This window comes from Allofournierella sp. (genome assembly GCF_048388525.1).
In the GTDB taxonomy this organism is placed as follows: Bacteria; Bacillota; Clostridia; order Oscillospirales; family Ruminococcaceae; genus BQOK01.
Genome location: NZ_DBGCTQ010000036.1, coordinates 15128 through 40724 on the forward strand (window position 1 = coordinate 15128; position 25597 = coordinate 40724).

Sequence of the window (25597 nt, forward strand, 5' to 3'; positions counted from 1 at the left end):
ATGGAAGTATATTCCGAGCTGGCGCCCCTGGGCGCCGCCCGGGGCACTGCGGTGGCCCTGGGCTTTTTTGACGGGGTGCACATCGGCCACCAGGCGGTCATCCGGGCCGCCGCGCGCCACGCCGGGGCCCACGGCCTTGCCCCGGCGGTGTTCACCTTCAGCCTGCCGCTTAAAAATGCGATGAAGGGGGGGCGCATCTGCCCGGAGAGCGAAAAACACCGGCAGATGGAGGCCCTGGGGGCCGCTTTTTATATGGAGCCGCCCTTTGAGCAGTTTCGTGCCCTGAGCCCCGAGCGGTTCGTGCGGGACGTGCTGGCCGGCCTTTGCCGCGCCAAGGCCGTGTTCTGCGGGGATAACTTTACCTTCGGCGCACGGGCCGCCGGCAATGTGGATACCTTGAAAGAGCTGTGCGCGCCGCTGGGGATCGAGGTACAGATCGTGCCCATGGCCCTGTATGAGGGGGTGCCGGTGAGTTCCAGCCGCATCCGCGCGGCGCTGGAGGCGGGGGACATGCCCGCGGTGAACGCGATGCTGGGCAGGCCCTACCGGATCGACTTTGAGGTGCGGCACGGCCAGGGCCTGGGGCGCACGCTGGGCTTTCCCACCATCAACCAGGTCTACCCGGAGGGGTTCGTGATGCCCCGCTTCGGCATTTACATCACCCGGGTGGGCATTGGGGGAGAATGGTATGCGGGGGCCACCGGCCTTGGCACCCGGCCCACCGTGAACCAGACCGGCGGGGGCCCCACCTGCGAGACCTTTATCCCGGGATTTGAGGGCCAGCTGTACGACGAGAGCCCAGCGGTGGAATTTTACCAGTACATCGCGCCCAGCCGGAGGTTCGCGGACCTTGCCGGGCTCACCGCCTGCGTGCAGGACGCGGCGGCGAGGGCGCTGGCCTATTTTGAGGGGCCGGAGGGTGCAAAAGAGGGGAAAAAGCCCTTGTAATCCGCCCGGGCGTGTGCTATACTATTTAGGCTACCGTGGCCCGGTATGGGGTGTATGCGCCGCAACGGCGTGCCTCGATTGCCCCGCACTGAGCCATTGGCAAATAAAAAAACGAGGTATGAAGCAATGGAAGACAAAAAGGTCATCATCGAATCCAACCGCGTGCATGAGAACGACACTGGCTCCCCCGAGGTGCAGGTGGCCCTGCTCACTGCGCGCATCAACCATTTGAACGAGCATCTGAAGGCTAACCCCCACGATTATCACAGCAACCGCGGCCTTTTGAAGATGGTCGGTCAGCGCCGCAACCTGCTGGCCTACCTGCAGAAGAAGGACATCGGGCGTTACCGCGCCCTGATCGCCAAGCTCGGTCTGCGTAAGTAACCCAGCCAAAAAGGCAGGCGGTCGTTGCACCGCCTGCCTTTTGCCTGTTTTTGCAGGCGAGCCCTTTTTGGTCCGACAGGGGGGCCAGCCGTGTATTTAGCGGTAAATCGGGCGCTTTGCCGGAAAGGGAGAAGCGCGGAACGCCGGATTTATTGCTAAAGCCATGGTGCCCCGCTGAGTAAATAGAACACCGATTCAGGAGGTAAAACAATGGCATTGGAATTTGCATCCCGGCATGAGACATTCCCCAACTACAAAACCTTCCAGATGGAGCTGGCAGGCCGCCCGCTGGTGGTGGAAACCGGCAAGATGTGTGGGCTGTCGAACGGCAGCTGCCTGGTGCGCTACGGCGAGACCGTGGTTTTGTGCAACGTGACCATGAGCGACAAGCCCCGCGACGGCATCGACTTTTTCCCCTTGAGCGTGGATTTTGAGGAGAAGCTGTACTCGGTGGGCCGCATTCCCGGCAGCTTTATGCGCCGCGAGGGCCGCCCCGGCGAGAAGGCCGTGCTCACCAGCCGGGTGATCGACCGGCCCATCCGCCCCCTGTTCCCCAAAACCATGCGCAACGACGTGTGCGTGACCATGACCGTGATGAGCGTGGACCAGGATTGCAGCCCCGAGATCACCGGCATGATCGGCACCTCCATTGCGCTGTCGATCTCGGACATTCCCTGGGCCGGGCCCATTGGCGGCGTGTTTATGGGCCTGGTGGACGGCGAGCTGGTGGTAAACCCCACCCTGGAGCAGCGCGAGAAGAGCGATCTGCAGCTGACCGTGGCCGCCACCGAACAAAAGATCGTGATGATCGAGGCCGGCGCCAACGAGGTGGACGAGGGTACCATGCTGGAGGGCATCAAGACCGCCCATGCCGAGATCAAAAAGGTCATTGCGTTCATCCACGGCATCGTGGCCGAGATCGGCAAGCCCAAGCGCGAGTTCCAGGACATGGAGCTGGATCACGACCTGTTTGAGGCCGTGAAAGCGGAGTTTTTGGACCAGTTCCGGGCCGCCATGGACACCGACGACAAGAACGTGCGCGACGCGCGCCTTTTGCCCATCCGCGAAAAGCTGGCCGAAACGTACGCCGAGCAGTGGGGCGAGGGCACCATTGAAGAGCTGATGTACAAGATGCAGAAGTTCGTGGTGCGCCGCTGGCTGCTGGACGACGGCAAGCGCGTGGACGGCCGGGGGATCAACGAGATCCGGCCCCTGGGCGCTGAGGTGGGCATTCTGCCCCGGGTGCATGGCAGCGGCATGTTCACCCGCGGCCAGACCCAGGTGCTGACCGTGACCACCCTGGGCAACACCAAGGACAACCAGCTGATGGACGATCTGGGCACCGAGCCCTACAAGCGCTACATCCACCACTACAACTTCCCGCCCTACTCGGTGGGCGAGGCCCGCGCGCCCCGCAGCCCCGGCCGCCGCGAGATCGGCCACGGCGCTTTGGCCGAGCGCGCCCTGGTGCCCGTGCTGCCGAGCCTGGAGGAGTTCCCCTATACCATCCGCCTGGTGAGCGAGGTGCTCTCGTCCAACGGGTCCACCAGCCAGGCCTCCATCTGCGGCTCCACCCTGAGCCTGATGGACGCGGGTGTGCCCATCAAGGCCCCGGTGGCCGGCATTTCCTGCGGCCTGATCACCGAGGGTGACCGCTGGATGACCATGCTGGACATCCAGGGCGTGGAGGATTTCCACGGCGATATGGACTTCAAGGTGGGCGGCACCCACAACGGCATCACCGCCATCCAGATGGACATCAAGATCGACGGCCTGACCTATGAGATCATTGAGGAGGCCTTTGAGAAGTGCCGCAAGGGCCGGCTGTTCATCCTGGACGAGATCATGCTGCCGGTGATCGCGGAGCCGCGGCACGAGCTCTCGAAGTACGCGCCCAAAATGCTGTCGATGGTGATCCCCGTGGACAAGATCAAGGACGTGATCGGCAAGGGCGGCAAGGTGATCCAGGAGATCTGCGCCAACTGCAACTGCAAGATCGACGTGGAGGAGGACGGCCACGTGTTCGTGTCCGCCATTGATGTGGAGGACGCCAACCGCGCCGTTCACACCATCAAGACCATTGTGGAGGACCCCGAGGTGGGCGCCATCTACAAGGGCCGGGTGACCAGGCTGATGAACTTCGGCGCCTTTGTGGAGATCGCCCCGGGCAAAGAGGGCCTGGTGCACATCTCTAAGCTGGATGCAAAGCGCGTGGAGCGCGTGGAGGACGTGGTCGCGGTGGGCGACGAGCTGATCGTGATGGTGACCGAGATCGACCAGCAGGGCCGCATCAACCTCTCGCGCAAGGACGCGCTGGCCGCCATTGAGGCCAAAAAGGCCCAGGGCTAATCGTTTTAAGGCCGCCCCCGAACCATTGGTTCGGGGGCTTTTATGTTTATTTGTGAAAAAAACCGTCCATGTAATTTTTGGCGACAAAGGCGGATGCCCCTTGGAACTGAATGAGGATGTGATATAATCGTAAAAAAGGCCAGGGGCAAACGGAGGCGACGGTGTTGTACCAGCAGGGTGATGAGCCAAAACATTTTAAAAAAATATGGATTGTGGCGGCGATCCCTTTTATTATGCTTGCCATGGATTATTTGATCTATGAACAGAAAAAGCTGCTGCGGGACGAAGAGGACGTGTTGGTCTTAAACACGGTATTCTGCATCGCGGTGGTGGGTACCGTGGCCTGCCTGCTGCTGGTCCTGGGGGCTGCACTGCTGTATCAACAAGGGCGCAAGCAGCGGCATGACCGGCAATACGCCGATGAGATTGTGCGCAAATTTTTTGTGCCTGTGAATGGCATTATTGGGGTGGCGGAGCAGCTGTGCTCCAGCGGAACGCTTGCGGCTGAGCAGGCCCAGCAGGCTGAGCTCATCGCCGAGAGCAGCAGACGTATCAAACGGATGCTGCACGATATTGATGAGTACAACGCGCTTAAAAGCGGCCTTGTGAAGCTGCAGATGCAAAGCTTTAACCTGCAGGAGCTGGCAGGCGCGGTGATCCATCAGATCGAAAGCCAAAAACCGCCGTCGCCCATCCGGCTGGTGAACGCGGTGCCCCCTGGCATTTTTGTGCGGGCCAGTTCCAAAAAGCTGCAGGAGATCGTGGGCAACCTGATTGTTGTGCTCATCAATTATACACCGCAGGGAACCGTTACCATTTCCGCCCGGGGCAAAGCTGCCTATGTGGAGGTGAAAATTGAAGATGATGGAGTAGGTGTAGCGGAGCATATCAAAAATTCGCTGTTCGATCCCATTGATGGGGCCAACAACATCTCCAATGGGCATTACAGCGGTACCGGCTTTTCGCTGGCCATTGCAAAAGAACTGGTGGAACTGCATAAGGGGCGTATCTGGATCGATAAATCTTTGCGCGACACCACGGCGGTGTATTTTACGCTGCTCAAAGACGACAATCTTTACCGTATGCCTGTTACTCCTTTTACAGATCTTAATTTGCCCCGGGATACAGGCAAACGCATCCAGACTGCCGCATTGGCCCGGCCTGAAGGGCGGATACTGCTGTTAAAGGTTGCATCCACCCACAAAAATATCCTGATTTCTCTGCTGACTGGGGCAGGTTATGCAGTGGACGCCCCCGAAATGACCCAATTGGATATGGATCGCATGCCCATTGACGAGTACTATGATCTGTTGGTGATTGATGAACTGCTGGACTATTCAGGCTTTAGCCTGTGCGCCGCTGTGCGCAAACGCTACGGTTATACGCAGCTGCCTATTTTGTTGATCGTGCCCAATGATCGTCAGGCGAATTTAGAACGAGCCTACCAGGCGGGGGCCAACGATTGCATCGATTATCTGGTGATGCCCCAGCAGCTGATGGCTAAAATTAAGACTCTGGTGCAGATCAAAAAAGCCACACAGGAAGCGCTGGAGTTTCAGATGAGCCTTTTGCAGGCTCAAATACAACCGCACTTTCTTTACAATGCCCTTAATGTGATCACACAGCTTTGCCTGGATGATCCCCAGCGGGCCCACGATGTGCTGCTGGACTTTAGCCAGTATCTGCGCAGTAAGTTCAGGTTTCGGCAGGCAAACCGGGCCATTTTGGTGAGCGATGAACTGTGCACCATCGAATCATACTTAAGGGTGGAACAGGCGCGGTTTGGCAAACGGCTGCAGTACACCATCTGCACCAACCAAACCGAGGAATACCTCATTCCCGCGCTGATCATTGAGCCGCTGGTGGAAAACGCAGTAAAGCACGGCATTTCCAAAATGGAGCATGGAGGCAAGGTGCAGCTGACCCTGCGCACCGAAGCGGGCCAGCTTTGGGTGGAAGTGGCTGACAATGGGCCGGGGATGTCCCGGCGGATGGTGGAAGCGGTCACGAAGGGGGTAACAGCCGCGTTGGGCACCGGAATGAGCAACATCATGAAACGCCTGAAGCTGTATGGAGGCGGGCCGCTGCAGGCGGAGAGCGTTCTTGGCAAAGGCACGCGCATTTGGTTTACCCTTCCCTTAAGCTGGAATCAGTTTTATGCAAAGGAGCAGAGCAATGATACGAGCCATCCTGTTGGACGATGAAGAAATCGGGATTCACACCCTGACGCGCCTGCTGGAACAATGCGGCGGGGTAGAGGTAATCGGCGCCTACACCGACGCGGTAAAGGGCCTGGTGGAAACATTGGCCCAAAAACCTGATGTGGTGTTTTTGGATATTGAAATGCCGGTTCTCAACGGCTTTGAGGTGGCAAAACAATTGGCGGCTGCCAACCTGTTGACCAAAACGGTGTTTGTGACCGCTTTTGATGATTATGCGGTGCAGGCCTTTGAACTGAACTCGCTGGATTATCTGCTGAAGCCGGTTACGCAGGCACGGCTGCAAAAAACCATTGAAAAACTGCGCCATGCGGCCAGCACTCCGCCGGCGGAGGAAGCGATCGACGCAGCCATTCAAACTGCCCGTATGAAGCTCAACCGGGTGGTCATCAACAACAACGAGCGGCTTCTGCTGCTTGACCCGCTTGATATCCTGTTTTTTACCACCGACCAAAATGGGGTTAGGATCGTTACCGAAAGAAAGGCTTACACAACCAAAGAAACTTTGGGCTACTGGGAAGAACGGATGAGCGGATTCGACTTTTTTCGGTGTCACAAAAGCTTTTTGGTCAACCTGCACAAGATCGCTGAGCTGCATCCCATGTTTAACAACACCTATGCAATCTCGATTGCAGGATATGGGCAAACCATTCCGGTGAGCCGCCGGTATTCGGTTGCACTCAAAGAGATTATGGGGATATAAAGGAAGCGTGTTGAACAAAAGAGCGCTGAGCAGGGCCGTCCGGCTGTCAAAAGCCGGGCGGCCCTGCTTTTGATGAGAGAACAGCGTAAAAAAACGCGCCGGTTATCCAAAAAAACATACCGAATAACAGTGGTTTTGTGCGTTTTGCCCCAAAAACTGCGGGGAATCGAAAGGCCTGTGCTATGATGATGCCAGAAACCAGCAAGGAGGCCACATATGTTTGAGGTGAACGATAAGCCATTTTTTTCACTTGGCGGCCAGGTGCACAATTCCACTGCTTACAACCGGGCTGACCTGGAGCGGGCAATCCCCTCTCTTAAGCTCATCCACGCCAACACCATCGCCGCTCCGGTTATGTGGGAATTGCTGGAGCCCGAGCGGGGTGTATACGATTTTACCCAATTGCACAACTTGATGGAGGTTGCCCGAGCAAACAAGCTGAAAGCGGTGGTGCTGTGGTTCGGCTCTTGGAAAAACGGCACCTCCCATTATTTGCCTGGATGGCTTAAAATACAGAAAGAGCGCTTTGTAGTGGGCGCGGACGGCGTGCCCCTGTGCTGCCTGTCGGCGGTTTTGCGGCAAAACCTTGAGGAGGAACGGCGGGCCTTTGAAGCGCTGATGCGGGAAGTATGCGCGCTGAACCGAGTGGAACAAACAGTAATTGCCGTGCAAATCAACAACGAGCCGGGCATATTGGGAAGCGACCGCGATTATGGCGCAGAGGCGGAAGCGTTGTTCCAACAGCCGCTGCCTGCCGATCTGCTCGCTTGGCTGCAGGCGGGGGGCGACGACCCGGTACATGCTGCCTGGAGGGCAAACGGCGCGCTCCTGAAGGCTGGCTGGCAAGCGGCGCTGGGGCTTTATGCAGGAGAATATTTTACGGCTTATCACACAGCGCGGTATGAACAAAGCCTAGCTGAAACAGCAAAAGCGGTTTGCCCGCTGCCGGTTTATGTGAATGTTTGGCTAAAGGAAATGTATTGGGGAATACCGGGTGCAAGCTATCCTTCGGGCGGCGGTACCCACAATGTGCTGGGCCTGTGGCGGCATTTCGCGCCGGATCTGGCTGCGGTGGCGCCCGATATCTATGTGAATGATACAGAGCGTTACAGGGAGGTGATTCGCCGCTATGCCAGACCGGATAACCCACTTTACATCCCTGAATGCAGCATCTCGCCGGCTGGAGCGCTAAACCTTTTTACAGCCGCCTGCGAAGGCCGGCTTGTGGGGGTGCATGCCTTCGGCGTGGATTCTTTGCTGAATGAAGAGGGAACCCTAAGTGCGGCCGGGGCCGATTTTGCAGAAAGTATGGCCATACTGCACAGCGCTTTGCCCTTACTGACGCAGCGAACCGGCACGCTTGTGCCGGTTGTGCAGCAAGAGAATGTTGGGTATCAGGTAATCGATTTTGGCGATTATTTGGGTATGATCCGCTTTTTTACAGGGGGAGAAAAAGCGATAGATCCCACATTGGAATGGCTGGATACTGCCCACTGTCTGATGCAGCCCCAGGCGGCGCGAAAAGCAGCCGTGCGGGGAAGAGGGCTCATCAACGCCCGGGCAAAGAACGAATTTTTTATTGCAGGAAGTGGGTTTCGGCTGTTGCTGCTGCCTCAAAAAAGCATCCGGCAAATGCTGTCGGGCGCAAATATGAACGAGTGGATGCAAACCCGCCAGTGGGATTACCTTTCGGTGGAAGAAGGTTACCTGGACGATGAGCAGCGCTGGTATTGTGTCCGCCGGCGCAACGGCGACGAAACGGATCACGGTGCATGGGTGACCCAAGACGTGGGCCTTGTGCGCGTTCAAATGAACCCTAACGCATGGGATGATGCGTAAATAAAAAGGAGGAAGACAAATGAAAAAGATTTTGGCGGTTTTTTTGGCGGTGCTGTTGCTAACGGTTGCCCTTGTGGGCTGCGGCGCGCCGGCCTCGGGCCCGGCTGCGGCTTCGGGTTCACAGGACGCGGCAGAACCTGCCCCGGTAACCATAAAGTGGATGCATCATTTTGCGGAAGAAGCACGCATTGCCTGGGCGCAGGATGTTGCAGCCAAAACCCATGAGCTCTATCCCTGGATTACGGTGGAGATTGAAGTGCAGCCCTACGATCAATATGTGGCTTTGCTCAAAACCAAGATTCAAAGCGATGATGCTCCGGATCTGTATAATTTGCAGGCGCGTGCCCTGCTGGAGGAATTTGTGGCGGCGGACTATTGCGCCGACCTTTCGGCCGAGCCCTGGCTCGACACGATTATGGCCGCCGGTGTGGACGCGGGCCGCGTAAACGACGGCGTTTACTCTATTGTACAGGATATGGGCGGCTCCTTTGTATTTTACAACAAAGCTATTTTTGAGCAGAACGGTCTGAAAGTTCCCACCACCTACAGTGAATGGATCAATGTGTTGGAAACATTGAAAGACGCGGGAGTTACTCCTTTGGCAGCCGGGTATCAGGAAGTTTGGGCGCTTTTGGTGGATACCTACGCCGATTCGGTGCCGGCTTTGTTTGAGAACGACCCCGACTGGGCGGTAAACAAAATGAACGGTGAGAGCAGCTTTGCGGACGACGAGGTTTTTGCCCAGTCGATGCAGCGCATTTATGAGCGTACCCGTTATACACAAGCCGACGCCTTTGGCTCTGACTGGAACAAGGCCTGTGAGCTGGTGGCAACGGGCGACGCGGCAATGGTGATTGGGGGCCTCTTTGCCCTGGACGCGATCCAGAGTAAAAACCCGGATGTGCGGCTGGGCGCTTTTGCGCTGCCTGCCAGTGAAAACCCTGCCGACAGCAGAATGCCGTTGGGAAACCCCGGTGGTTTTATTGTGTACAATGGACCCCGGCAGGAAGCGGCTAAATTGCTGCTCAGTGTGATGCTCAGCAAAGAGATGGCAGGCAAATACCAGACGCTGGCCCGCACCCTGTCCACAGTAAAGGGGATTGAGGGCGAGGTGGAACCCGCGCTGCAGGATATTCTTGATGTGGAGGCCGATGGCCGGGCGCTAAGCACCTCGGCGCTGGCAGCCTCCTTTACCGGTGAATACCAAAAAGCGTACTGCACCGAATTGGTAAGGTTTTTGATGGCGGATCAAGCCGATGTGGAAGGCTTTGCAAAAACCTTAGACAGTGAATTTGCAAAAATAGCATAAGGTTAAGGCTCAAACAAGAGCTGCGCTGCTGTGCGGAACTCGTTTGGGCCTATTTTACAGAGAGGCGGGGCGAAATCATCATGCTCAAAAAGGCCCGAAAAGAATTTTATAAATATGCGCTGTGGCTGCCCGGTATTGTGTTGTTTGGTTTTGCCATTGCCGTGCCCTTTTTTATGGGAGCCAATATTGCGCTTACCGATTGGAACGGCATTACAAAAGACTACAATTACATTGGTTTCGACAACTTTGGAAGGGCTCTTAAAAACGCGGCCATACTACCACCGCTTTTAAACACTCTTAAATTTGGCCTGTTTGGAACCCTGGCCAACAATGTGGCGGCGTTGGGTCTGGCACTTTTGGTCTGCCGCAAAATGCGTGGAGCAGACCTGTTCAAAACAGTGTTTTTTATCCCCCTGTGCCTTAGCACCGTGCTGGTGGCTTTTACATGGAAATATATTTACCGGGAGGTCGTTCCTTTTGTGTTCGGCATGAACAACCCTTTGGGCGACCCCCAACTGGCCATTCCCGCCATTATCCTCATGTCGGTTTGGAGTACGGTGGGTATTAATATGCTTATCTACACCGCGGGCCTTAAAAATGTACCCAAGGACCTTTATGAGGCAGCCGTGGTGGACGGCGCAAGCACATGGAAACGCTTTTGCAACATTACACTGCCTATGATCATGCCGTCCTTTACCGTCTGTGTTACTCTCACACTGACCTCTTATCTGCGCGAGTTTTCCATGACGCTTTCCTCCACAGGGGGCGGCCCGGCGGGCGCTTCTGAAACATTGGCCATCTATATTTATCAGAACTTTTACGAGTTCAGCAAAGCAGGTTATGCCCAGGCGGTATCCATTTTGTTTATGCTGGTGCTTGTGCTGATTGGGCTCAGTGTGTCATCGTTTTTTCGCAAAAAAGAGGTGGAGCTGTGATGAAAAAGAGTGGAGGCTTTACAAAATCAAGAGCGGTTGCCGCACTGCCCAGTGTGCTTACGGTGCTTCTGGCGCTGCTTTACCTTTTTCCCTTTGCGCTGGCGGTTTTAACTGCCATGAAGGACCCCATGCAGTCGGCCCGGAATGTTTTAGCGTGGCCTGACCCCATCCAATGGGATAACTTTAAAGAAGCCATTCGGGTTAGTAAGCTCTCCACGGCCATTGGAAACAGCCTCATTACCACGACCTGTTCGGTGGTGTTTATCACCCTTTTTTCGGCCATGGGGGGATATGTGATCGCACGAAACAGGCATAAATGGCTGTTTCGCTTTAGCGAAAAGCTGTATCTTGCCGCCCTGATGGTTCCTTTTCAGGTGATTATGGTGCCTATTTACAAAATGTTTAAAACGATGCACCTGATGAATACCCTGGCGGGCGCGATTCTGATTTTGGTGGGAACCAGCATTCCTTACGCCACCTTTCTGTATGTGGGGTTTGTTAAATCAGTTCCCCGTGAACTGGAAGAGGCGGCGCAAACCGATGGCTGCGGACCGTTTCGGGCGTTTTTTCAAATTGTATTGCCGCTGCTCAAACCAATCACAGCGGTGGTGGCCGCGCTGCATGTGCTCTGGATGTGGAATGAGTTTAACATTTCACTGATCGTGCTGCAAAAGGAGGCGGTGCGCACCGTGCCGATTCAACAGTACTTTTTCTTTGGGCAATACAGTTCAAATTTCAACCTGGGCTTTGCGGCAGCGGTGGTGTCGATGCTGCCCATTGTGGCGTTCTTTTTGCTGGCGCAGCGCTATTTGGTGGAAGGCATTGCCGCAGGGGCGATTAAGGGTTGATTACAAAACAGGACAAAAGGAGAAAACCATGCGTAAAGAAGGGAAAATGCCTCCGGAACTGCTGGAAAGAGTAAACGAAATTTTTCAGCGCGAAATTCCCCCGGTTTTTTTTGAACTGGCCAAGCGGATTGATGCGCGGGCCGCAGCTTCTGAATTTTGGCCCTGGCTGCTGGCCTATAAAATGGAAGAGGACAGCGCCCGGATAGTGTTGGCTTTGCCCGATGAAGAATGGACCCCGGAGATGGGCGAATTCAAATGTTCGCAGGCCTTTGCCGACCGGCTGGGCATGAGCAAACAGTATGTGGACGAGCAGCTGGAAAACCGCTTTTATAGCGGTGAGATCATGTGGACCCAAAAGGGTGCAGTGATTACCCCCAGCTGCGGCACCTGGATCGATCTGCAAAACAGCCGTCGCTGGTATGATAAGCTGGGCGATGCCTATTACAAAGCGCTCTCCTTTTTTGTGGAAAATGATGTGGCTCAGATTGATCAGCGGATCGCAGCCAAAATGGAAAAAGAGGGCAGGATGGGGCAGGCGCGGATCATTCCACGGTATGATTCAGTAAAAGATTATCCCGGCCTGCTGCCCGCCGAAAATATGAAAGAAATATTTCGCTCCCGCGAACTGGTGTGCCAAAACCAATGCGCCTGCCGCATCCGTTACCCGGAACTGGGGCTTGACCCTTATGTGTGCATGTGCTTTAACGATACCGCCCGCATTGCAGCCAAGGTGGAAATCGGCCGGCTCATTCCATGGAAGGAGGGATTTGAATATGTGCAGCGGCAAGGTAAAATACAGCCTCACTGCCACATTAACAAGCATGCCGAACGTCTGGACCAAATTGGCGATGTGCTGTGTTCGTGCACACCGGATGCCTGTGTGCTGTTAAAATCCACTGTGCAGCTTGGCACTGCGTTTAAGCCCTGGAAATACTATGGCAAATCTCGGTTTCGCGCTGTGGTGGATCCGCAAAAATGCATTGGCTGCGAAAAGTGCCGCACCGAGAGATGCCTGTTTGGCGCCATTGATATGCGATATAACAAAACTGCCAGGAAAGAAAGGCCCTTTGTGGTTACCGAAACCTGTATGGGCTGTGGATGCTGCGCTGAAACCTGCCCTACAAAAGCGCTCACTATGGTGTGCGTAGAACCGCCGGAATACTTAAAGGGCTATACGTTACCGCAGGATAATCTTGCCACGGAGGAAGAAAATGTACGCCCCGGGCAGGAGTTGGCAAAGCTGTAAAAGAATTTGGAACAGAACTGGCCCCTTGGTGGTGTAAAAGCACAAACTTCTTTCCTTCCAAGCTACATGCAGCCTGTTGGGAACTGGGCCTTTCGCACGGAAATGCGGTCGGAGCGGGCTGTTCTGTGCATTGCTTTTGCGGTGGGAAATTGATATAATATAACCAATTATGGCCGCCCGGGAGGCTCGAGGCCCGCGGAGTATTGAATGGAAGAAAGGGCTGGAAAAATGGAGCGCGAATATCACGGCGGAGAGCCCGGGGATCGCCCCGGACCCGAGGCGGCATATTTTGTGGCAATGGATGCGCTGAGCGCCGGTGCAATCCGCTGCGGGGCAGACGAAGAACTGACTTTTTTATGGGGAAATGCCCGCTTTTTCAGCGATACGGGCTATTCGCGGGAAGAATTTGAGGAGCGTTTTAAGAGCCTGCGGCAGTATTATGCGGGGAGGCCGGAGGCGTTTGGGGCGCTGCAGGCTGGGGTGGCCCGCGCCCAGGCGGATCAAAAGAGCCTGGAGCTGACCCTGCCGCTGCCCCAAAAGGCGGGCGGGCAGGCCTGGGTGCGTCTTTCGGGCAGCGTTCTGGGCGGCGGGGCACAGCCGGTGTTCCAGGCCGTGCTCACCGACGTGAGCGCGCTGGTACAGGAAAAAGAGGAGCAGGCCCGCCTGCACGAGCAAAAACGGCAGTATTTCCGCTGGATGATGGATTCCTATGGCGGCAACGTATACATCAGCGATATGGACACCTACGAGCTGTTGTATCTGAACCAGGCGTCCTGCGATACGCTGGGCTTTCCCGCGGCCCAGCTGCTGGGGAGAAAGTGCTATGAGGTGATCCAGGGGCGTACGTCCCCCTGCCCTTTCTGCACCAACGCAAAGCTGCGGGCGGACCGCTTTTACGAGTGGGAGTTTTACAACCCCACGCTGGAGCGCACTTTCATGATCAAGAACCGGATCGTGGAATGGAGGGGGCGGCGGGCGCGGATCGAGCTGTCGCACGATATGTACAGCGCCGAATACAAGCTGGCCAAAAAGGACCGGGAGCGCGAGGCCCTGGTGCGCTCGATCCCCGGGGGCTTTGCCCGGCTGGACGCCCGGGATTTCAGGACCGTGCTTTGGTACGGGGCGGACTTTTTGGACCTGATCGGCTACACAAAGAAACAGTTCGAGGAGGAGCTGCACTCCCAGTGTACTTATCTTCACCCGGATGATCTGGAACGGCTTGAGCGGATGCTGAAGGAGCTGATGGCCACCGGAAACAGCGTGGTGACCGAAGCCAGGGCCATTACCCGCAGCGGTGAAACCAAGATCCTGACCATCACCCTGGCCTATGCCCGCGGCGAGGAAAGCTGGGACGGAATCCCCTCGTTTTATACCATTGGGATCGACGTGACCAGGGAGCGCCGGGAGCAGGAGCGGCAGCGCAGGGCGCTGGAGGAAGCCTATGAGCTGGCCCGCGTGGCCAACGACGCCAAGACGAATTTTTTGTCGTCCATGTCGCACGACATCCGCACGCCCATGAACGCGATCATGGGCATGTCGGTGATTGCGCAGGCGAACCTGAATGCGCCCGAAAAGGTGCACGACTGCCTGGATAAGATCAATGTTTCCAGCCGCCACCTGCTGAGCCTGATCAACGAGATCCTGGATATGTCCAAGATCGAGAGCGGCAAGATCGACCTGGTGGAAGAGGTGGTGGAGCTGCCGGAGCTGCTTCAGAACGTGATGGATATCTGCCACCCGCTGATGGCAAAGAAAAACCAGGAATTCCACATCAGCGCCGCGGGGATCGGGCACGAGAAGATTGTGACCGACGGCGGCCGCCTGCAGCAGGTTTTTATGAACATGCTGTCGAACGCCATCAAATACACCCCGGAGAGGGGGACGATCAGCCTGCGGCTGCGGGAGCTGCCTTCGATCATAGAAAACAAGGGGCAGTTCGAGTTTGTATTTGCCGACAATGGGATCGGTATGCCGCAGGAGTTCCTGCCGCACATTTTTGAGCCCTTTACCCGGGCCGAGGATTCCAGGATCAGCAAGATCCAGGGCACGGGCCTTGGCATGGCCATCACCGAGAATATCGTCCGCATGATGAACGGCACCATCGAGGTGAAGAGCGAGCTGGGGCAGGGCACCCAGTTTATCGTTTCGGTGCCGCTGGAATTGTATCGGGAAGAGCAGGTGCAGGACGCGGAACTGGCCGGCCTGCCGGTGCTGGTGGTGGACGATGACCAGATGGTGTGCGAGAGCGCGACCGCCCTGTTGAACGAACTGGGAATGCGGGGCTGCTGGGTGCTCACCGGCCAGGAGGCAGTGGATCGGGTGGCGGCGGCCCACCAGGAGGCGGACGACTTTTTTGCCGTGATCCTGGATTGGAAGATGCCCGGCATGAACGGGCTGGAAACGGTGCGGGCGATTCGCGGGGAGCTGGGCGGGGACGTGCCCATTATTGTGATTTCCGCCTATGACTACTCGGACATCGAGGAGGAATTCCGGCGTGCCGGAGCAGACGCGTTCATCACAAAACCGCTTTTCAAGTCTAAAATGCTGCACGTGTTCCAGCTGTTCTGCCACAGCAGGCACCCGGAGCCGGTGTGCCTGCCCCAGAGAAAAATCACCCCGCCGCTGAAAGGGAAAAAGGTCCTTTTGGTGGAGGACAATGACCTGAACCGGGAGATCGCGGTGGAGCTGCTGCAGATGCAGGGGCTGCAGGTGGACGAGGCGGAAAACGGCCGGTGCGCGGTGGAGCGGTTTGCGGCCTCCGCGCCTGGGGAATACGGCTGCATTTTGATGGACATTCAGATGCCGGTGATGAACGGATATGAGGCGACACGGGGCATCCGTGCCCTGAAACGCAGGGACGCCCGGACCATCCCCATTCTGGCGCTCACGGCCAACGCCTTTTCGGCGGATCTGGGGAAGGCGCACAGCGCCGGAATGAACGACCATGTGGCAAAGCCCATCGATATCGATTACCTGGTGGAAGTGCTGCAGCGGTGGATGAAATAACGCCGGGCTTTGTCGGGCGCGATAAAAAGCAGGGAGCCTTTTTCCGGGAGGAAAGGCTCCCTGCTTTTTGCGGTTTGCGGGCAAGGGGAGGGCGGAGAGTGCCTTCAGGCGATTTTTTTGGCCACCACCACAAAGCGGCCGTTTTCCACATGGTTGGAACAGGTGGAGAGGGTGAGCAGGGTGTCGCCGTATTCTGCCGTGACGCCGGTGTCGTATTCGGCCAGGGCCTTTGCGTTGGTCACATACCCGTCGAATGCGGCCTCGTTCTCCGCGTCGAAGAACTGGTAATACTTAAAGCAGGTGTCGGTGTTGTAATACACCTGGCTGTAAAAGGCGGCCAGCAGCCGGTATTGGCCGGGCTGGGTGAGGGTGTCGAAGCAGATGACGGGGTGCGCGGCCCCGTAGGTCTCGCTGGCGTAGGCTTGCAATTCCCCGAACATGCTGCCGTCGTTCATGTCGTGGCCATAGATCATCAGGTTGGCTGTGGGTTTTGCGGGGTCGCAGCGCTCGTCGAGAAACAGGGTGCCGCCCTCGCTGTAGGCCCCGTCGAAGCCTTTGCGCAGGTATTTTTCGTTGTTGCCGGGGGTGCGCACCACCGGGTAGTCGATGTTGGTGCCCTCGATCTTCAGCCAGCCCACCATGTCGGGGTTTTGGGCGGCATAGGGCGCGTAAATGTTCAGCACGCCCTGTTCGTTCAGCGCCCAGGGGTCGGGGGTCGGGGCCGCAGCGCCGCTTGCCGGGGCGGAAAAGGACTGGCTGGGAGGCGGGGGCTGGCCGCCGCCCAGGGCCCGGCGGACCAGCAGGCCGCCGAACAGAAGAAAACAGGCCAGGGAGAGCGCAAAGCAGACAAGGGGCAGGCGGCGGCGAAGCCAGGAACGGAACATGGGAACAACTCTCCTTTCAGGAAAAGGGGCCGCCCGCGGGCGGCCCCTTTTGTTGGAAACATGAGGTAAAGGAGTTACTGCTTTTTGCGGCGCAGCGAGAGCGCGCCGAGGCCCGCGAGAGCGCAGGCAGCCAGCAGCAGGGCGGCCAGCGCAAAGCTCGCGCCGGTCTTGGGGGTGGAGTCCAGCAGGCTTACCACCACCGCCTTGGAGGGAGTGGCCTCGCCGCCGCTACCAGAGCCCTGGTCGGGCTTGGGCGCGGGGGTGAGCGCCGCCAGGGGAGAAACCTCGAAGGGGCTGAAGGTGCTGGTGCTGAGTTCGATGTATTTGCTGCTGCCCTCGCCCGCTTTTACAGTGTGTTCACTGGTGGTCACCACGGCGTCATGTGTGTGCCTTACGGTGGCGTAATCGGTCGCCCAATCTGCGGGCAGAGGCAGGCGGAAGGTGAGGGCGGAGGGCAGGCTGGCCAACCGCACCGCGGTATCGCTCGATACTTGGATGGGCGCCACGTCAAAAACCAGCGAGGTGATTTTTCCGCTGTCGTCGGTATTCACCGCGGAAATGTTCTTGCTGAGCACCAAGGTCGTGTCCGCGTCGCCTACCTCCATGTTCTTTACGATTTCCGCAAAGCCCTCCTCGGGGGCGGTCATGGCGGGGTTTTTCAGCAGATCCTTGGCGGTCTGGTCGTTGTCCAGCGTAGTGGTAACGACCGTGCTGCCTGTTTTGGGGGATTCAGCGCCGCCGCCTGTGACGGCGTTTTTGATGGCCGCGTCCACCTTGGCCTGCTTGTCGGCGTCCGGGGCCTCCGGGGCCACGGCCTCGGGCGCGGCGGTGTTGGTTTTGACCTCTACCACCTTGGCGCTCGCTTGGATGCCGTTGGTTTTGTCGATGGAGCCGTTTACTGTGGCACCCTTGTAATATACGGTCAGGGCGGTGCGCACGCCGCCTCCCTTGGAAAGGGTGGTGGGGCCCTCGCTGCTCTGATCTGCGGGGTTCCAGCCGTAGTAAAGATCATATACAGTGCCGCCGTTCAGGTTCAACACGGCCTCGCCCACGGCGCCCCGGTTGACGGTGTGCAGGCAGCCGGTCACGCTGCCGCCGCTCACGGTCACGGTGCTTTCGGCGGTGTAACCGTTGGAGCCGCCGGCCACAAGCTCGATGCAAGAACCGCCGTTCAGTTCCACGCGGGTGTCGCCCACATAGGAATAGTTCTGGCCGCCGCCCATGGGGTAGTTTACGGTGCCGCCGTTCACCACCACACTGGCTTTGAGGGTGCGGTTGACGGCGGTGCCGTCAAGAGCAGTGATAAACGAAGGCTTCTGGTCTTTCTGGGAGCCAAAGGTGTTATCCATTGCGCCGCCGCCCAGGGCGTACTCGGCGATGGTGCCGTTATTTACAACGATAGAGGCGCTGTGAACGACCGAGCGGTTCAGGCCGCCGCCGTACACACAGTTGGTCACTTTGCCGCCGTTCACGACGATGGATACTTCGTTGACATCAGCGGATTCATCCTCTCCATGGCCGCCGCCGTAAAGGGTGCTCACAGTACCGCTGTTGAGGGTGATGGAGGCCTGATGATAATTTTCTTCATCGGTGCCGCCGCCGAAAATCACGGCGTCCTGACCAGAGTAGGTGATGGTCTCGGGCTGATCCGGGGCGCGCATATAGGTCACATCGATACCGTTGCCGTTTGCGGTGATGGTGACGGCGGTTCCCCTGGTATACAGAACGTTGCCCTGGAAGTTGAGTAAGGACGCCACTGATTCGGCAGGAGGCTCGCCCTGCAGGGCGGAATCTTGCTGCGCTTTTTCGGACGGCTCCTGTTCCGGCTGTGCGGGGAGAACGGGCGGCTCTTGCGCCGGTTCTTCCAGGACACGGTCCGGCTCCGCCTGTTCCTGTTGGGCCTGCGGGGTGGGCTCCACCGCGGCGGGCAGCTCTTCGGCCCACGCGGCGGCGGGCAGCAGGGCGAACAGCATGGCTAGGGCCAGAGCTGCCGCCAGGATCTTTTGCTTCATTTTTAGTTCCTCCTTGCGTTGCGTTCAATCGGGCATGCCGGGGCGGCATGTTTACTGTTAGTGTAATCTTTTTAAACAGGTATGTCAATATATTTATACATATAAAGTATAAAAAACCATACATCTGGCATGATAGAATTGAACCGACCGGCAACGGGAGAACGGGATGGCAGGAAAGGTAAAAAAGATGACGATCGGGGAACGGATCCGCGGGCTGCGCGAACAACGAAATATGTCACAGGCAGAGTTCGCGCGCCGGCTGAACGTGACCCGGGCCACCGCCAGCGCCTGGGAACAGGGGGTCAACCTGCCCACCGCCGGCTACCTGATCGACATGGCGCGCCTGTTTCGGGTGAGCAGCGATTACCTGCTGGGGCTTTCCAGCGCGAACACCCTTTCGCTGGGCGGGCTGACCCCGCAGGAGCTGAATCTTGTTTACGAACTTGTCAATTATATTGAACAAAGCCACAGCAGGGAAAGTTAAACGGGCGCGCCGCAGAGGGCGCGCCCGTTTTGCACGGCAAAGCGCCGGTCGGCAGGCCAATGACCCGCCGACCGGCGCTTTTAAAAATTGAAAGAGGTTATGCTTTGGGCTGCTGCTGGGTGATGCAGTGGATGTTGCCGCCGCCCAGGATGATCTCGCGGGTATAAACGCCCACTACCTTGCGCTCGGGGTGGATGCGGCGCAGGGCTTCCAGGGCCGCCGCGTCGTTCTCATCGCCGAACTGGGGCACGATCACGCCGCCGTTTACCAAGAGATAGTTCAGGTACGAGGCCGCCGCCATCTCGCCCGCCACGCGGGGAGCAGAGCCGGGCATGGGGTCGATGCCCTCGGCTTCCTCCTGGGTGATGAACACCTGCTCCTTGAGCAGGGGGATCTTGTGGATGGTGAGGGTGCGGCCCCTGGCGTCGGTCTGGCCGGCCAGATCCTCGTAGACCATGTGGCAGACGCGGTAGAAGGGGTTGTCCTGATCGTCGGTCCAGGGAATGACCACCTCGCCCGGGCGGGCAAAGCAGCACACGTCGTCCACATGGCCGTTGGTCTCGTCCGGGTCCATGCCCTCGCGCAGCCAGATGATCTTATCCACATTCAGGTACTGGCGCAGGTATTCCTCGATCTGCTCCTTGGTGAGTTCCGGGTTGCGGCCCGGGCTCAGCAGGCACTGCTCGGTGACCACCAGGGTGCCCTCGCCGTCCACATGGATGGAACCGCCCTCCAGCACAAAGTGATCGGGCTTGTACATATCCACATTTTCGATGTTGCAGATTTTGGCAGGGACCCGGTCGTCCTTGTCCCAAGGGAAGTACAGGCCGTCGAACAGGCCGCCCCAGGCGTTGAAGTCCCAATTGACGGCGCGCACCTCGCCCTTGTCGTTTTTCACGAAGGTGGGGCCGCAGTCCCGCACCCAGCTGTCGTTGCTGGAAATTTCGACCACGCGCACGTTCTCGCCCAGAAGGCGGCGGGCGTTTTCGAACTGGGCGTCGCTGACGCCCACGGTGATGGGCTCGAACTGTGCGATGGCATTGGCCACGTTGGCGAACACCTGCTGGGCGGGCTTTGCGCCGTTGCGCCAGTTGTCGGGCCGCTCGGGCCAGAGCATCCAGGCCTGCTTGTGCTCCTCAAATTCGCCGGGCATGCGGAAGCCGTCCTTGCGGGGGGTGGAGTCGGTGATGGTGCGCATGATGAACATTCTCCTTTTCAAAGTGTTTTAAGCGTTTTTGCCGCCCGGGACGGGCGGCGTTTGGTTACCCTTAGCATAGCCCGCAGGGCAGGGCAAAGCAATGACCCGGCTTTGTGAACTTGCGCGTTTAGAACTTTTGGGCCAGCGGGTACCAGGCCGGCGGACCGGCTGGTACCTTTGCCCCGGGGCGGATTTATGGTATAATAACCGCAAAGCGGTTATTATACCGACTTATCTTAAGGCATCCGCCTCGCCGCTGCGCGGCAACCGGCGGAATTGCCCATTATACCATTCACACTTCGTGTTCATGGTATAATAACCGCAAAGCGAAACGAAAGGAGGGGCCGCCGTGGCCGAGCTGACCCATGCCCAATGGCAGGCCATCCACCGGCTGTTGCTGGCCGTTTATGCCAGCGAGGACCCGGACGAGGTGCGCCGCCTGGCCCTGGAGGGGGCACAGGGGCTGATCCCCCACACAAAATCGTTTTTTGACCTGGGCGCCAGCCGGGGGGATCGGATGCAGTTTTTCAGCCCGATCTCGCTGAACATGACCGAGGAGGAGCTGCGCCGGTATTACAGCTGCTACCAGGCCTCGGATTACACCGGCTGGCTGTTCCGGCCGGGGGAGACGCTGGTGTACCGGGACAGCGAGGTGGTGAGCGACGCGCTGCGGGAGGATACCCTGATCTACCGCAACTGGATGAAGCCCATGGGCATTTACTACGGGCTGGGGTGCAGCCTGTGCTGGGGCGGGCGGCTGTACGGTTCGCTGACCCTATTCCGGGGGCGCGCCGCAGGCGATTTTACCGACGCGGAGTTCGCTGTGCTGGAGGTGTTGGCCGCCCATTTGTCGCTCCACTTCGGCAAGCTTTGGCCCGGCGGGCTGCGGCCGCGGGCAGAGAAGGAGGCGGGCGAAAGCCTGCTGGTAGAGCGCTACAGCCTGACCGCGCGGGAGTATGAGGTGCTGCAGCAGGTGTGCCGGGGCGCGGCCAACAGGGAGATCGCCGCGGCGCTGTTTATCAGTGAGAACACGGTGAAAAAGCATGTGAACAGCGTGTTCCGCAAGCTGGGCGTGACCAGCCGTGCACAGCTGCTGAGCCGGGTATACGAGGAGCGCTGAGCCGGGCGCGCCGATACGAATAAGAGCAAAGGCCGCCCCTTGGGGCGGCCTTTGCTCTTATTCGTTCAGGGCCGCCAGGTCGGCGGCTTCGTAGCGGTTGTGGCCGGCAAGCGCCTTTTTGCGTTTCCAGCACAGGATGGCCTGCGGCAGGGTTTTGCCGGGGTTCGCGGCAAAAAAGGCCCGGATATAGGTATTGTATTCAAACTGTTTGTCGATGGGGGGCTTGCCGGCCTTTTTTTCTTCCAGAAGCAAGAGGTAGGCCTCGGCGGCCTGCCGGTAGGTTTTGCCGGCGTTTGCCTTGAGCCATTTTTGAAAGGGGACGTTGAAGGAGAAGCCGGGACCGAGCTGCCCGCGAAAAAAGGCCCGGTGCCGCTCGGAACACACAAAGCCCGGCTCGATGAGCGTTTCGGGGGTGATGGGCCCTGCCGGGGGCTTGGCCCGGCGGGGAGCCGGGACGGGGGCGGGCGGCGCCTCGCCGGTGGAGAGATAGTATGCGATGCGCCCGGTCAGCTCCAGCTTGCCGCCGCCGGCGGGCAGCCCCTGCTTTTTGCAAAAAGCAACCAGCTCTTCTTTGAGGTAATAAAAGCTCCGGAACGTATTTGGGTCCAGGTTTTTGCTGAGCTGTGGTCGGTCCGCCATGTTGACTCCCCCTCCTGTCGTGATTTTATGGTACCATATCCCCAGGGCTTTTTCAATGGCGGCCACGGGCCGCCGGGGGCGCTTTTATTGCGCGCGGGGGGCAAACGTGGTATACTATATCTGATTCTTTTTATCTTGGGGAGGGCCGCCATGCGCAAGATCAGTGCCTGTATCGTGTGCTATACCGGGGCCGATGAGGTTCTGCGGGCCGTGGAGTCGGTGCTGCGGCACACCGGGGGCTGCGAGCTGCAGGTGTATTTGGTGGACAACGCGAGCCCGGACGGCGCGGGCGAGGCGCTGGCGCAGGCGGTGCGGGACCCCCGGGTGAAGCTGCTGCGCCTGCCCCAAAACCTGGGCTTTGGCAAGGGGCACAACCAGGTGCTGCCCCTTTTGGACAGCGAGTACCACTTTGTGCTGAACCCGGATATCCTGGTGGACAGCGATGTGCTGAACGGCGTGTGCGACTGGATGGATGACCACCCCGAGGCGGTGATGGCCACCCCGCGGCTGCTGTTCCCCGACGGGCGCGAGCAGGTGCTGCCCAAGCGCAGGCCGAGCCTGCTGGGCCTGGCCGCGCGGCAGGGGGTGCCGGGCCTTGCAAGGTTCGGCGCGCACTATGCCATGCTGGACGAGGACCTGACAAAGCCCACCCCCATCGAGTTCTGCACCGGCAGCTTTTTTTGCATGCGCACCGAGGTGTTCCGCCAGATCGGCGGCTTCGACGAGGGGTACTTCATGTATGTGGAGGACGCCGACATCACCCAGAAGGCGCGGCAGAGGGGGCTGGTGTATTACCTGCCCCAGTGCACCGCCTACCACGCCTGGCACCGCGCCCCGAACAAGAGCCTGAAGCCCTTTTGGATGCAGGTGAAAAGCATGGGCCGATATTTTTGCAAATGGGGGTTCCGGCTGAAATAAGGCCGGGGCACCCCCAGCGTTTTACGTTGTATACAGCGGGTGTGGCTTCCGCTTTGTGTCAAGCCCACAAAATCGTTTTGCCCGGCGCTGCCCGGGCGCAAAAGGAGCGAATTTGATGAAAGGCATCATCCTTGCGGGGGGAGCCGGCACCCGGCTGTACCCCCTGACCATGGTCACCAGCAAGCAGCTGCTGCCGGTGTATGACAAGCCCATGATCTATTACCCCCTTTCGACCCTGATGCTGGCGGGCATTCAGGACATCCTGATCATCTCGACCCCGGAGGACACCCCCCGCTTTGAACACCTGCTGGGCGACGGCAGCCAGTACGGGCTGCACCTCTCGTATAAGGTGCAGCCCAGCCCGGACGGGCTGGCCCAGGCCTTTTTGCTGGGAGAAGAGTTCATTGGCGGCGAGTGCTGCGCCATGATTTTGGGGGACAATATCTTTTACGGCAACGGCTTTTCCCGCATTTTAAAGGCGGCGGTGCGCAGCGCCGAGCAGGAGGGCCGGGCCACGGTGTTCGGCTATTACGTGAACGACCCCGAGCGGTTTGGCATTGTGGAGTTCGACGGGGAGGGCCACGTGATCAGCGTGGAGGAAAAGCCCGCCTGCCCCAAGTCGAACTATGCCATTACCGGGCTGTATTTTTACCCGGGCGGGGTGAGCGGGCAGGCAAAACAGGTGAAGCCCAGCGCCCGGGGGGAGCTGGAGATCACCACCCTGAACGCCATGTATCTGGAGAAAAAGAAGCTGGACGTGCAGCTGCTGGGCCGCGGGTTTGCCTGGCTGGACACCGGCACCATGGACAGCCTGGTGGACGCGGCGGACTTTGTGCGCATGGTGGAACAGCGCCAGGGCATCAAGATTTCGGCCCCGGAGGAGATTGCCTACAAAAACGGCTGGATCAGCAAGGAAAAGCTGCTGGAGAGCGCCGCCCGGTATGGCAAAAGCCCCTACGGCGAGCATTTGAAGCGGGTGGCCGACGCGAAGATCAAGTATTGACCCCTTGGGCCAGGAGGACGAAAACATGAAAATACTCATTACCGGCGCGCAGGGGCAGCTGGGCACCGAGCTGCAGCGCCAGCTGCGCCGGGGCGGCAGCGCCCTGGGGCCCATGCCCGAGCGGCTGAAAAATGCCAGCGTGATCGCCACCGACCTGGGCGAGCTGGATATTACCAACCGGCTGGAAACCATCGCCTTTGTGCGGCGCCACCAGCCGGACACCATCATCAGCTGCGCGGCCTTTACCAATGTGGACGGCTGCGAGCAGCAGCCGGAAGCGGCTTTTAAGGTGAACGCGGTGGGCGCGGCAAACCTGGCGCAGGCGGCCGAGAAGATCGGCGCGCGGCTGATCCACGTTTCCACCGACTATGTGTTCAGCGGGGCCGCGAACGGCGGCCGCCCGCTGGACGAGAGCGAGCGGCCAGCGCCCATCAGCGTGTACGGCAAGACCAAGGCCCTGGGCGAGGAATACGTGCGGGATTTCTGCCGCCGCTATTTTATCGTGCGCACGGCCTGGCTGTACGGCGCGGCGGGCAAAAACTTTGTAAAGACCATGGTGGCGGCGGGCAAAAAGTTCGGAAAGCTGGAGGTGGTGAACGACCAGCTGGGCAACCCCACCAACGCGGAAGATCTGGCCCACCACCTGCTGAAGCTGGCGGTGAGCCACGACTACGGCGTGTACCACTGCACCGGCGAGGGAGTTTGCAGCTGGTACGATTTTGCCGCCGAGATCATTCGGCTGGCCGGGGTGGACGCCCAGGTGACCCCCTGCTCCAGCGAGGAATACGCGGCAAAGCACCCGGCGGCGGCCTGCCGCCCGGCCTGGTCGGCGCTGGAAAACCGGATGCTGGCCTGCACCGTGGGCAACGGGATGCGCCCCTGGCGCGAGGCACTGGCGGACTATTTCGCCCACTGGCAGCCGGAGGAATGAGCGGGGCGGCCCCGCGTTCACAAAAAGATCGGGAGGTATAAAACACCCATGAAACGTTATCTCATTACCGGCTGCGCCGGTTTTATCGGTTCCAATTTTGTTTACCATATGTTGAACAAATACAAAGATATCCAGCTTGTAAATCTAGATAAGCTGACCTACGCGGGCAACCTGGAAAATTTGAAGGGAGTGCTGGGCGACCCCAGGCATATCTTTGTGCAGGGGGACATCTGCGACCGGGAGCTGGTGAGCGGCCTGTTTGAAAAATACGGGTTCGACTGCGTGATCAACTTTGCGGCCGAGAGCCACGTGGACCGCAGCATCACGAACCCCGAGATCTTTGTGGAGACCAACGTGCTGGGCACCGTGAACCTTTTGCAGTGCGCCAAGAACGCCTGGTATAAGGACGGCCGGTGGGCCGTGGGCAAAAAGTTTTTGCAGGTATCCACCGACGAGGTGTACGGCAGCCTGGGCGAGGACGGCTATTTTGTGGAGACCACGCCCCTGTGCCCCCACAGCCCCTACTCGGCCTCCAAGACCAGCGCGGACATGTTTGTGATGGCCTTTCACGACACCTACGGCATGCCGGTGAACATCACCCGCTGCTCGAACAACTACGGGC

Annotated in this window: 21 protein-coding genes; 17 read left to right on the plus strand and 4 right to left on the minus strand. The window is 58.7% G+C overall.

Going from position 1 to position 25597, the window contains the following annotated elements; all coding sequences use genetic code 11:
* The 11 genes from ribF (at position 1) to ACMLHZ_RS03550 (ending at position 15786) form a co-directional block, all read left to right on the plus strand.
* Positions 1-948, plus strand: coding sequence for a bifunctional riboflavin kinase/FMN adenylyltransferase (gene ribF, locus ACMLHZ_RS03500; RefSeq protein ID WP_418666411.1), 948 nt, complete (start codon positions 1-3; stop codon positions 946-948).
* Between the two features lie 126 nt (positions 949-1074).
* A complete protein-coding gene (gene rpsO, locus ACMLHZ_RS03505) occupies positions 1075-1332 on the plus strand; it encodes a 30S ribosomal protein S15 (protein ID WP_177562480.1) in 258 nt (85 codons plus the stop codon).
* Between the two features lie 210 nt (positions 1333-1542).
* Complete coding sequence (locus ACMLHZ_RS03510) at positions 1543-3681, plus strand: polyribonucleotide nucleotidyltransferase (protein WP_418666412.1); 2139 nt, start codon at positions 1543-1545, stop codon at positions 3679-3681.
* 164 nt (positions 3682-3845) lie between these two features.
* Positions 3846-5885 (plus strand): ATP-binding protein, encoded by a 2040-nt coding sequence (locus tag ACMLHZ_RS03515; RefSeq protein WP_418666413.1) that lies wholly within the window; start codon positions 3846-3848, stop codon positions 5883-5885.
* Entirely contained in the window at positions 5857-6603 is a 747-nt protein-coding gene (locus ACMLHZ_RS03520) for a LytR/AlgR family response regulator transcription factor (RefSeq protein WP_418666414.1), read from the plus strand. Before ACMLHZ_RS03515 ends, ACMLHZ_RS03520 begins: the two co-directional genes overlap by 29 nt.
* A gap of 216 nt (positions 6604-6819) precedes the next feature.
* Positions 6820-8442, plus strand: coding sequence for a DUF5597 domain-containing protein (locus ACMLHZ_RS03525; protein ID WP_418666415.1), 1623 nt, complete (start codon positions 6820-6822; stop codon positions 8440-8442).
* 19 nt (positions 8443-8461) lie between these two features.
* Complete coding sequence (locus tag ACMLHZ_RS03530) at positions 8462-9751, plus strand: ABC transporter substrate-binding protein (protein WP_418666416.1); 1290 nt, start codon at positions 8462-8464, stop codon at positions 9749-9751.
* Between the two features lie 80 nt (positions 9752-9831).
* Positions 9832-10686 (plus strand): carbohydrate ABC transporter permease, encoded by an 855-nt coding sequence (locus ACMLHZ_RS03535; RefSeq protein ID WP_418666417.1) that lies wholly within the window; start codon positions 9832-9834, stop codon positions 10684-10686.
* Positions 10686-11534: a carbohydrate ABC transporter permease gene (locus ACMLHZ_RS03540; protein WP_418666418.1), complete on the plus strand. Its 849-nt coding sequence runs from the start codon at positions 10686-10688 to the stop codon at positions 11532-11534. Before ACMLHZ_RS03535 ends, ACMLHZ_RS03540 begins: the two co-directional genes overlap by 1 nt.
* Positions 11509-12780 carry a 4Fe-4S dicluster domain-containing protein gene (locus ACMLHZ_RS03545; protein ID WP_418666419.1) on the plus strand — a complete coding sequence of 424 codons (1272 nt, stop codon included), beginning with the start codon at positions 11509-11511 and terminating at the stop codon, positions 12778-12780. The genes ACMLHZ_RS03540 and ACMLHZ_RS03545 overlap by 26 nt, the downstream gene beginning before the upstream one ends.
* A gap of 297 nt (positions 12781-13077) precedes the next feature.
* Positions 13078-15786, plus strand: coding sequence for a response regulator (locus ACMLHZ_RS03550; protein ID WP_418666430.1), 2709 nt, complete (start codon positions 13078-13080; stop codon positions 15784-15786).
* A 104-nt stretch (positions 15787-15890) separates the two neighbouring features.
* Here the strand turns inward: ACMLHZ_RS03550 and ACMLHZ_RS03555 are convergent, their stop codons facing one another.
* Together ACMLHZ_RS03555 and ACMLHZ_RS03560 are read right to left on the minus strand one after the other, a co-directional pair.
* Complete coding sequence (locus ACMLHZ_RS03555; RefSeq protein WP_418666420.1) at positions 15891-16670, minus strand: class B sortase; 780 nt, start codon at positions 16668-16670, stop codon at positions 15891-15893.
* Positions 16671-16744: 74 nt separating this feature from the next.
* The gene (locus tag ACMLHZ_RS03560; protein ID WP_418666421.1) at positions 16745-18682 is read right to left on the minus strand and encodes an LPXTG cell wall anchor domain-containing protein; all 1938 of its coding nucleotides are present in this window, start codon (positions 18680-18682) and stop codon (positions 16745-16747) included.
* A gap of 166 nt (positions 18683-18848) precedes the next feature.
* Here ACMLHZ_RS03560 and ACMLHZ_RS03565 point away from each other — a divergent pair, with 166 nt between their 5' ends.
* On the plus strand, positions 18849-19166 hold the full coding sequence (locus ACMLHZ_RS03565) for a helix-turn-helix domain-containing protein (protein WP_418666422.1): 318 nt from the start codon (positions 18849-18851) through the stop codon (positions 19164-19166).
* A 97-nt stretch (positions 19167-19263) separates the two neighbouring features.
* Here the strand turns inward: ACMLHZ_RS03565 and aguA are convergent, their stop codons facing one another.
* Entirely contained in the window at positions 19264-20364 is a 1101-nt protein-coding gene (gene aguA, locus ACMLHZ_RS03570; RefSeq protein ID WP_418666423.1) for an agmatine deiminase, read from the minus strand.
* 349 nt (positions 20365-20713) lie between these two features.
* On the opposite strand from aguA, the gene ACMLHZ_RS03575 reads away from it, so the two are divergent.
* Positions 20714-21484 (plus strand): LuxR C-terminal-related transcriptional regulator, encoded by a 771-nt coding sequence (locus ACMLHZ_RS03575; protein ID WP_418666424.1) that lies wholly within the window; start codon positions 20714-20716, stop codon positions 21482-21484.
* 57 nt (positions 21485-21541) lie between these two features.
* Here ACMLHZ_RS03575 and ACMLHZ_RS03580 read toward each other — a convergent pair whose 3' ends face one another.
* Positions 21542-22123, minus strand: a complete 582-nt coding sequence (locus tag ACMLHZ_RS03580; protein WP_418666425.1) for a DUF6434 domain-containing protein — start codon at positions 22121-22123, stop codon at positions 21542-21544.
* 150 nt (positions 22124-22273) lie between these two features.
* Between ACMLHZ_RS03580 and ACMLHZ_RS03585 the strand changes: the two genes are divergently transcribed.
* From ACMLHZ_RS03585 to ACMLHZ_RS03600, 4 genes are all read left to right on the plus strand, one after another.
* On the plus strand, positions 22274-23041 hold the full coding sequence (locus ACMLHZ_RS03585) for a glycosyltransferase family 2 protein (protein WP_418666426.1): 768 nt from the start codon (positions 22274-22276) through the stop codon (positions 23039-23041).
* 115 nt (positions 23042-23156) lie between these two features.
* Positions 23157-24044 (plus strand): glucose-1-phosphate thymidylyltransferase RfbA, encoded by an 888-nt coding sequence (gene rfbA / locus ACMLHZ_RS03590; protein ID WP_418666427.1) that lies wholly within the window; start codon positions 23157-23159, stop codon positions 24042-24044.
* 25 nt (positions 24045-24069) lie between these two features.
* Complete coding sequence (rfbD, locus tag ACMLHZ_RS03595) at positions 24070-24975, plus strand: dTDP-4-dehydrorhamnose reductase (RefSeq protein ID WP_418666428.1); 906 nt, start codon at positions 24070-24072, stop codon at positions 24973-24975.
* A 48-nt stretch (positions 24976-25023) separates the two neighbouring features.
* Positions 25024-25597, plus strand: a 574-nt coding sequence (locus tag ACMLHZ_RS03600) for a dTDP-glucose 4,6-dehydratase (RefSeq protein ID WP_418666429.1), incomplete at its 3' end; no start/stop codon positions are given.

Coding starts and splice junctions, on each gene's coding strand:
- ACMLHZ_RS03580 (WP_418666425.1), bottom strand. CDS start 22,123: ATGGCGGACCGACCACAGCTCAGCAAAAACCTGGACCCAAATACGTTC.
- ACMLHZ_RS03525 (WP_418666415.1), top strand. CDS start 6,820: ATGTTTGAGGTGAACGATAAGCCATTTTTTTCACTTGGCGGCCAGGTG.
- ACMLHZ_RS03585 (WP_418666426.1), top strand. CDS start 22,274: ATGCGCAAGATCAGTGCCTGTATCGTGTGCTATACCGGGGCCGATGAG.
- ACMLHZ_RS03565 (WP_418666422.1), top strand. CDS start 18,849: ATGGCAGGAAAGGTAAAAAAGATGACGATCGGGGAACGGATCCGCGGG.
- ACMLHZ_RS03550 (WP_418666430.1), top strand. CDS start 13,078: ATGGATGCGCTGAGCGCCGGTGCAATCCGCTGCGGGGCAGACGAAGAA.
- ACMLHZ_RS03510 (WP_418666412.1), top strand. CDS start 1,543: ATGGCATTGGAATTTGCATCCCGGCATGAGACATTCCCCAACTACAAA.
- ACMLHZ_RS03560 (WP_418666421.1), bottom strand. CDS start 18,682: ATGAAGCAAAAGATCCTGGCGGCAGCTCTGGCCCTAGCCATGCTGTTC.
- ribF (WP_418666411.1), top strand. CDS start 1: ATGGAAGTATATTCCGAGCTGGCGCCCCTGGGCGCCGCCCGGGGCACT.
- rfbA (WP_418666427.1), top strand. CDS start 23,157: ATGAAAGGCATCATCCTTGCGGGGGGAGCCGGCACCCGGCTGTACCCC.
- ACMLHZ_RS03530 (WP_418666416.1), top strand. CDS start 8,462: ATGAAAAAGATTTTGGCGGTTTTTTTGGCGGTGCTGTTGCTAACGGTT.
- ACMLHZ_RS03540 (WP_418666418.1), top strand. CDS start 10,686: ATGAAAAAGAGTGGAGGCTTTACAAAATCAAGAGCGGTTGCCGCACTG.
- rfbD (WP_418666428.1), top strand. CDS start 24,070: ATGAAAATACTCATTACCGGCGCGCAGGGGCAGCTGGGCACCGAGCTG.
- aguA (WP_418666423.1), bottom strand. CDS start 20,364: ATGCGCACCATCACCGACTCCACCCCCCGCAAGGACGGCTTCCGCATG.
- ACMLHZ_RS03555 (WP_418666420.1), bottom strand. CDS start 16,670: ATGTTCCGTTCCTGGCTTCGCCGCCGCCTGCCCCTTGTCTGCTTTGCG.
- ACMLHZ_RS03520 (WP_418666414.1), top strand. CDS start 5,857: ATGATACGAGCCATCCTGTTGGACGATGAAGAAATCGGGATTCACACC.
- rpsO (WP_177562480.1), top strand. CDS start 1,075: ATGGAAGACAAAAAGGTCATCATCGAATCCAACCGCGTGCATGAGAAC.
- ACMLHZ_RS03535 (WP_418666417.1), top strand. CDS start 9,832: ATGCTCAAAAAGGCCCGAAAAGAATTTTATAAATATGCGCTGTGGCTG.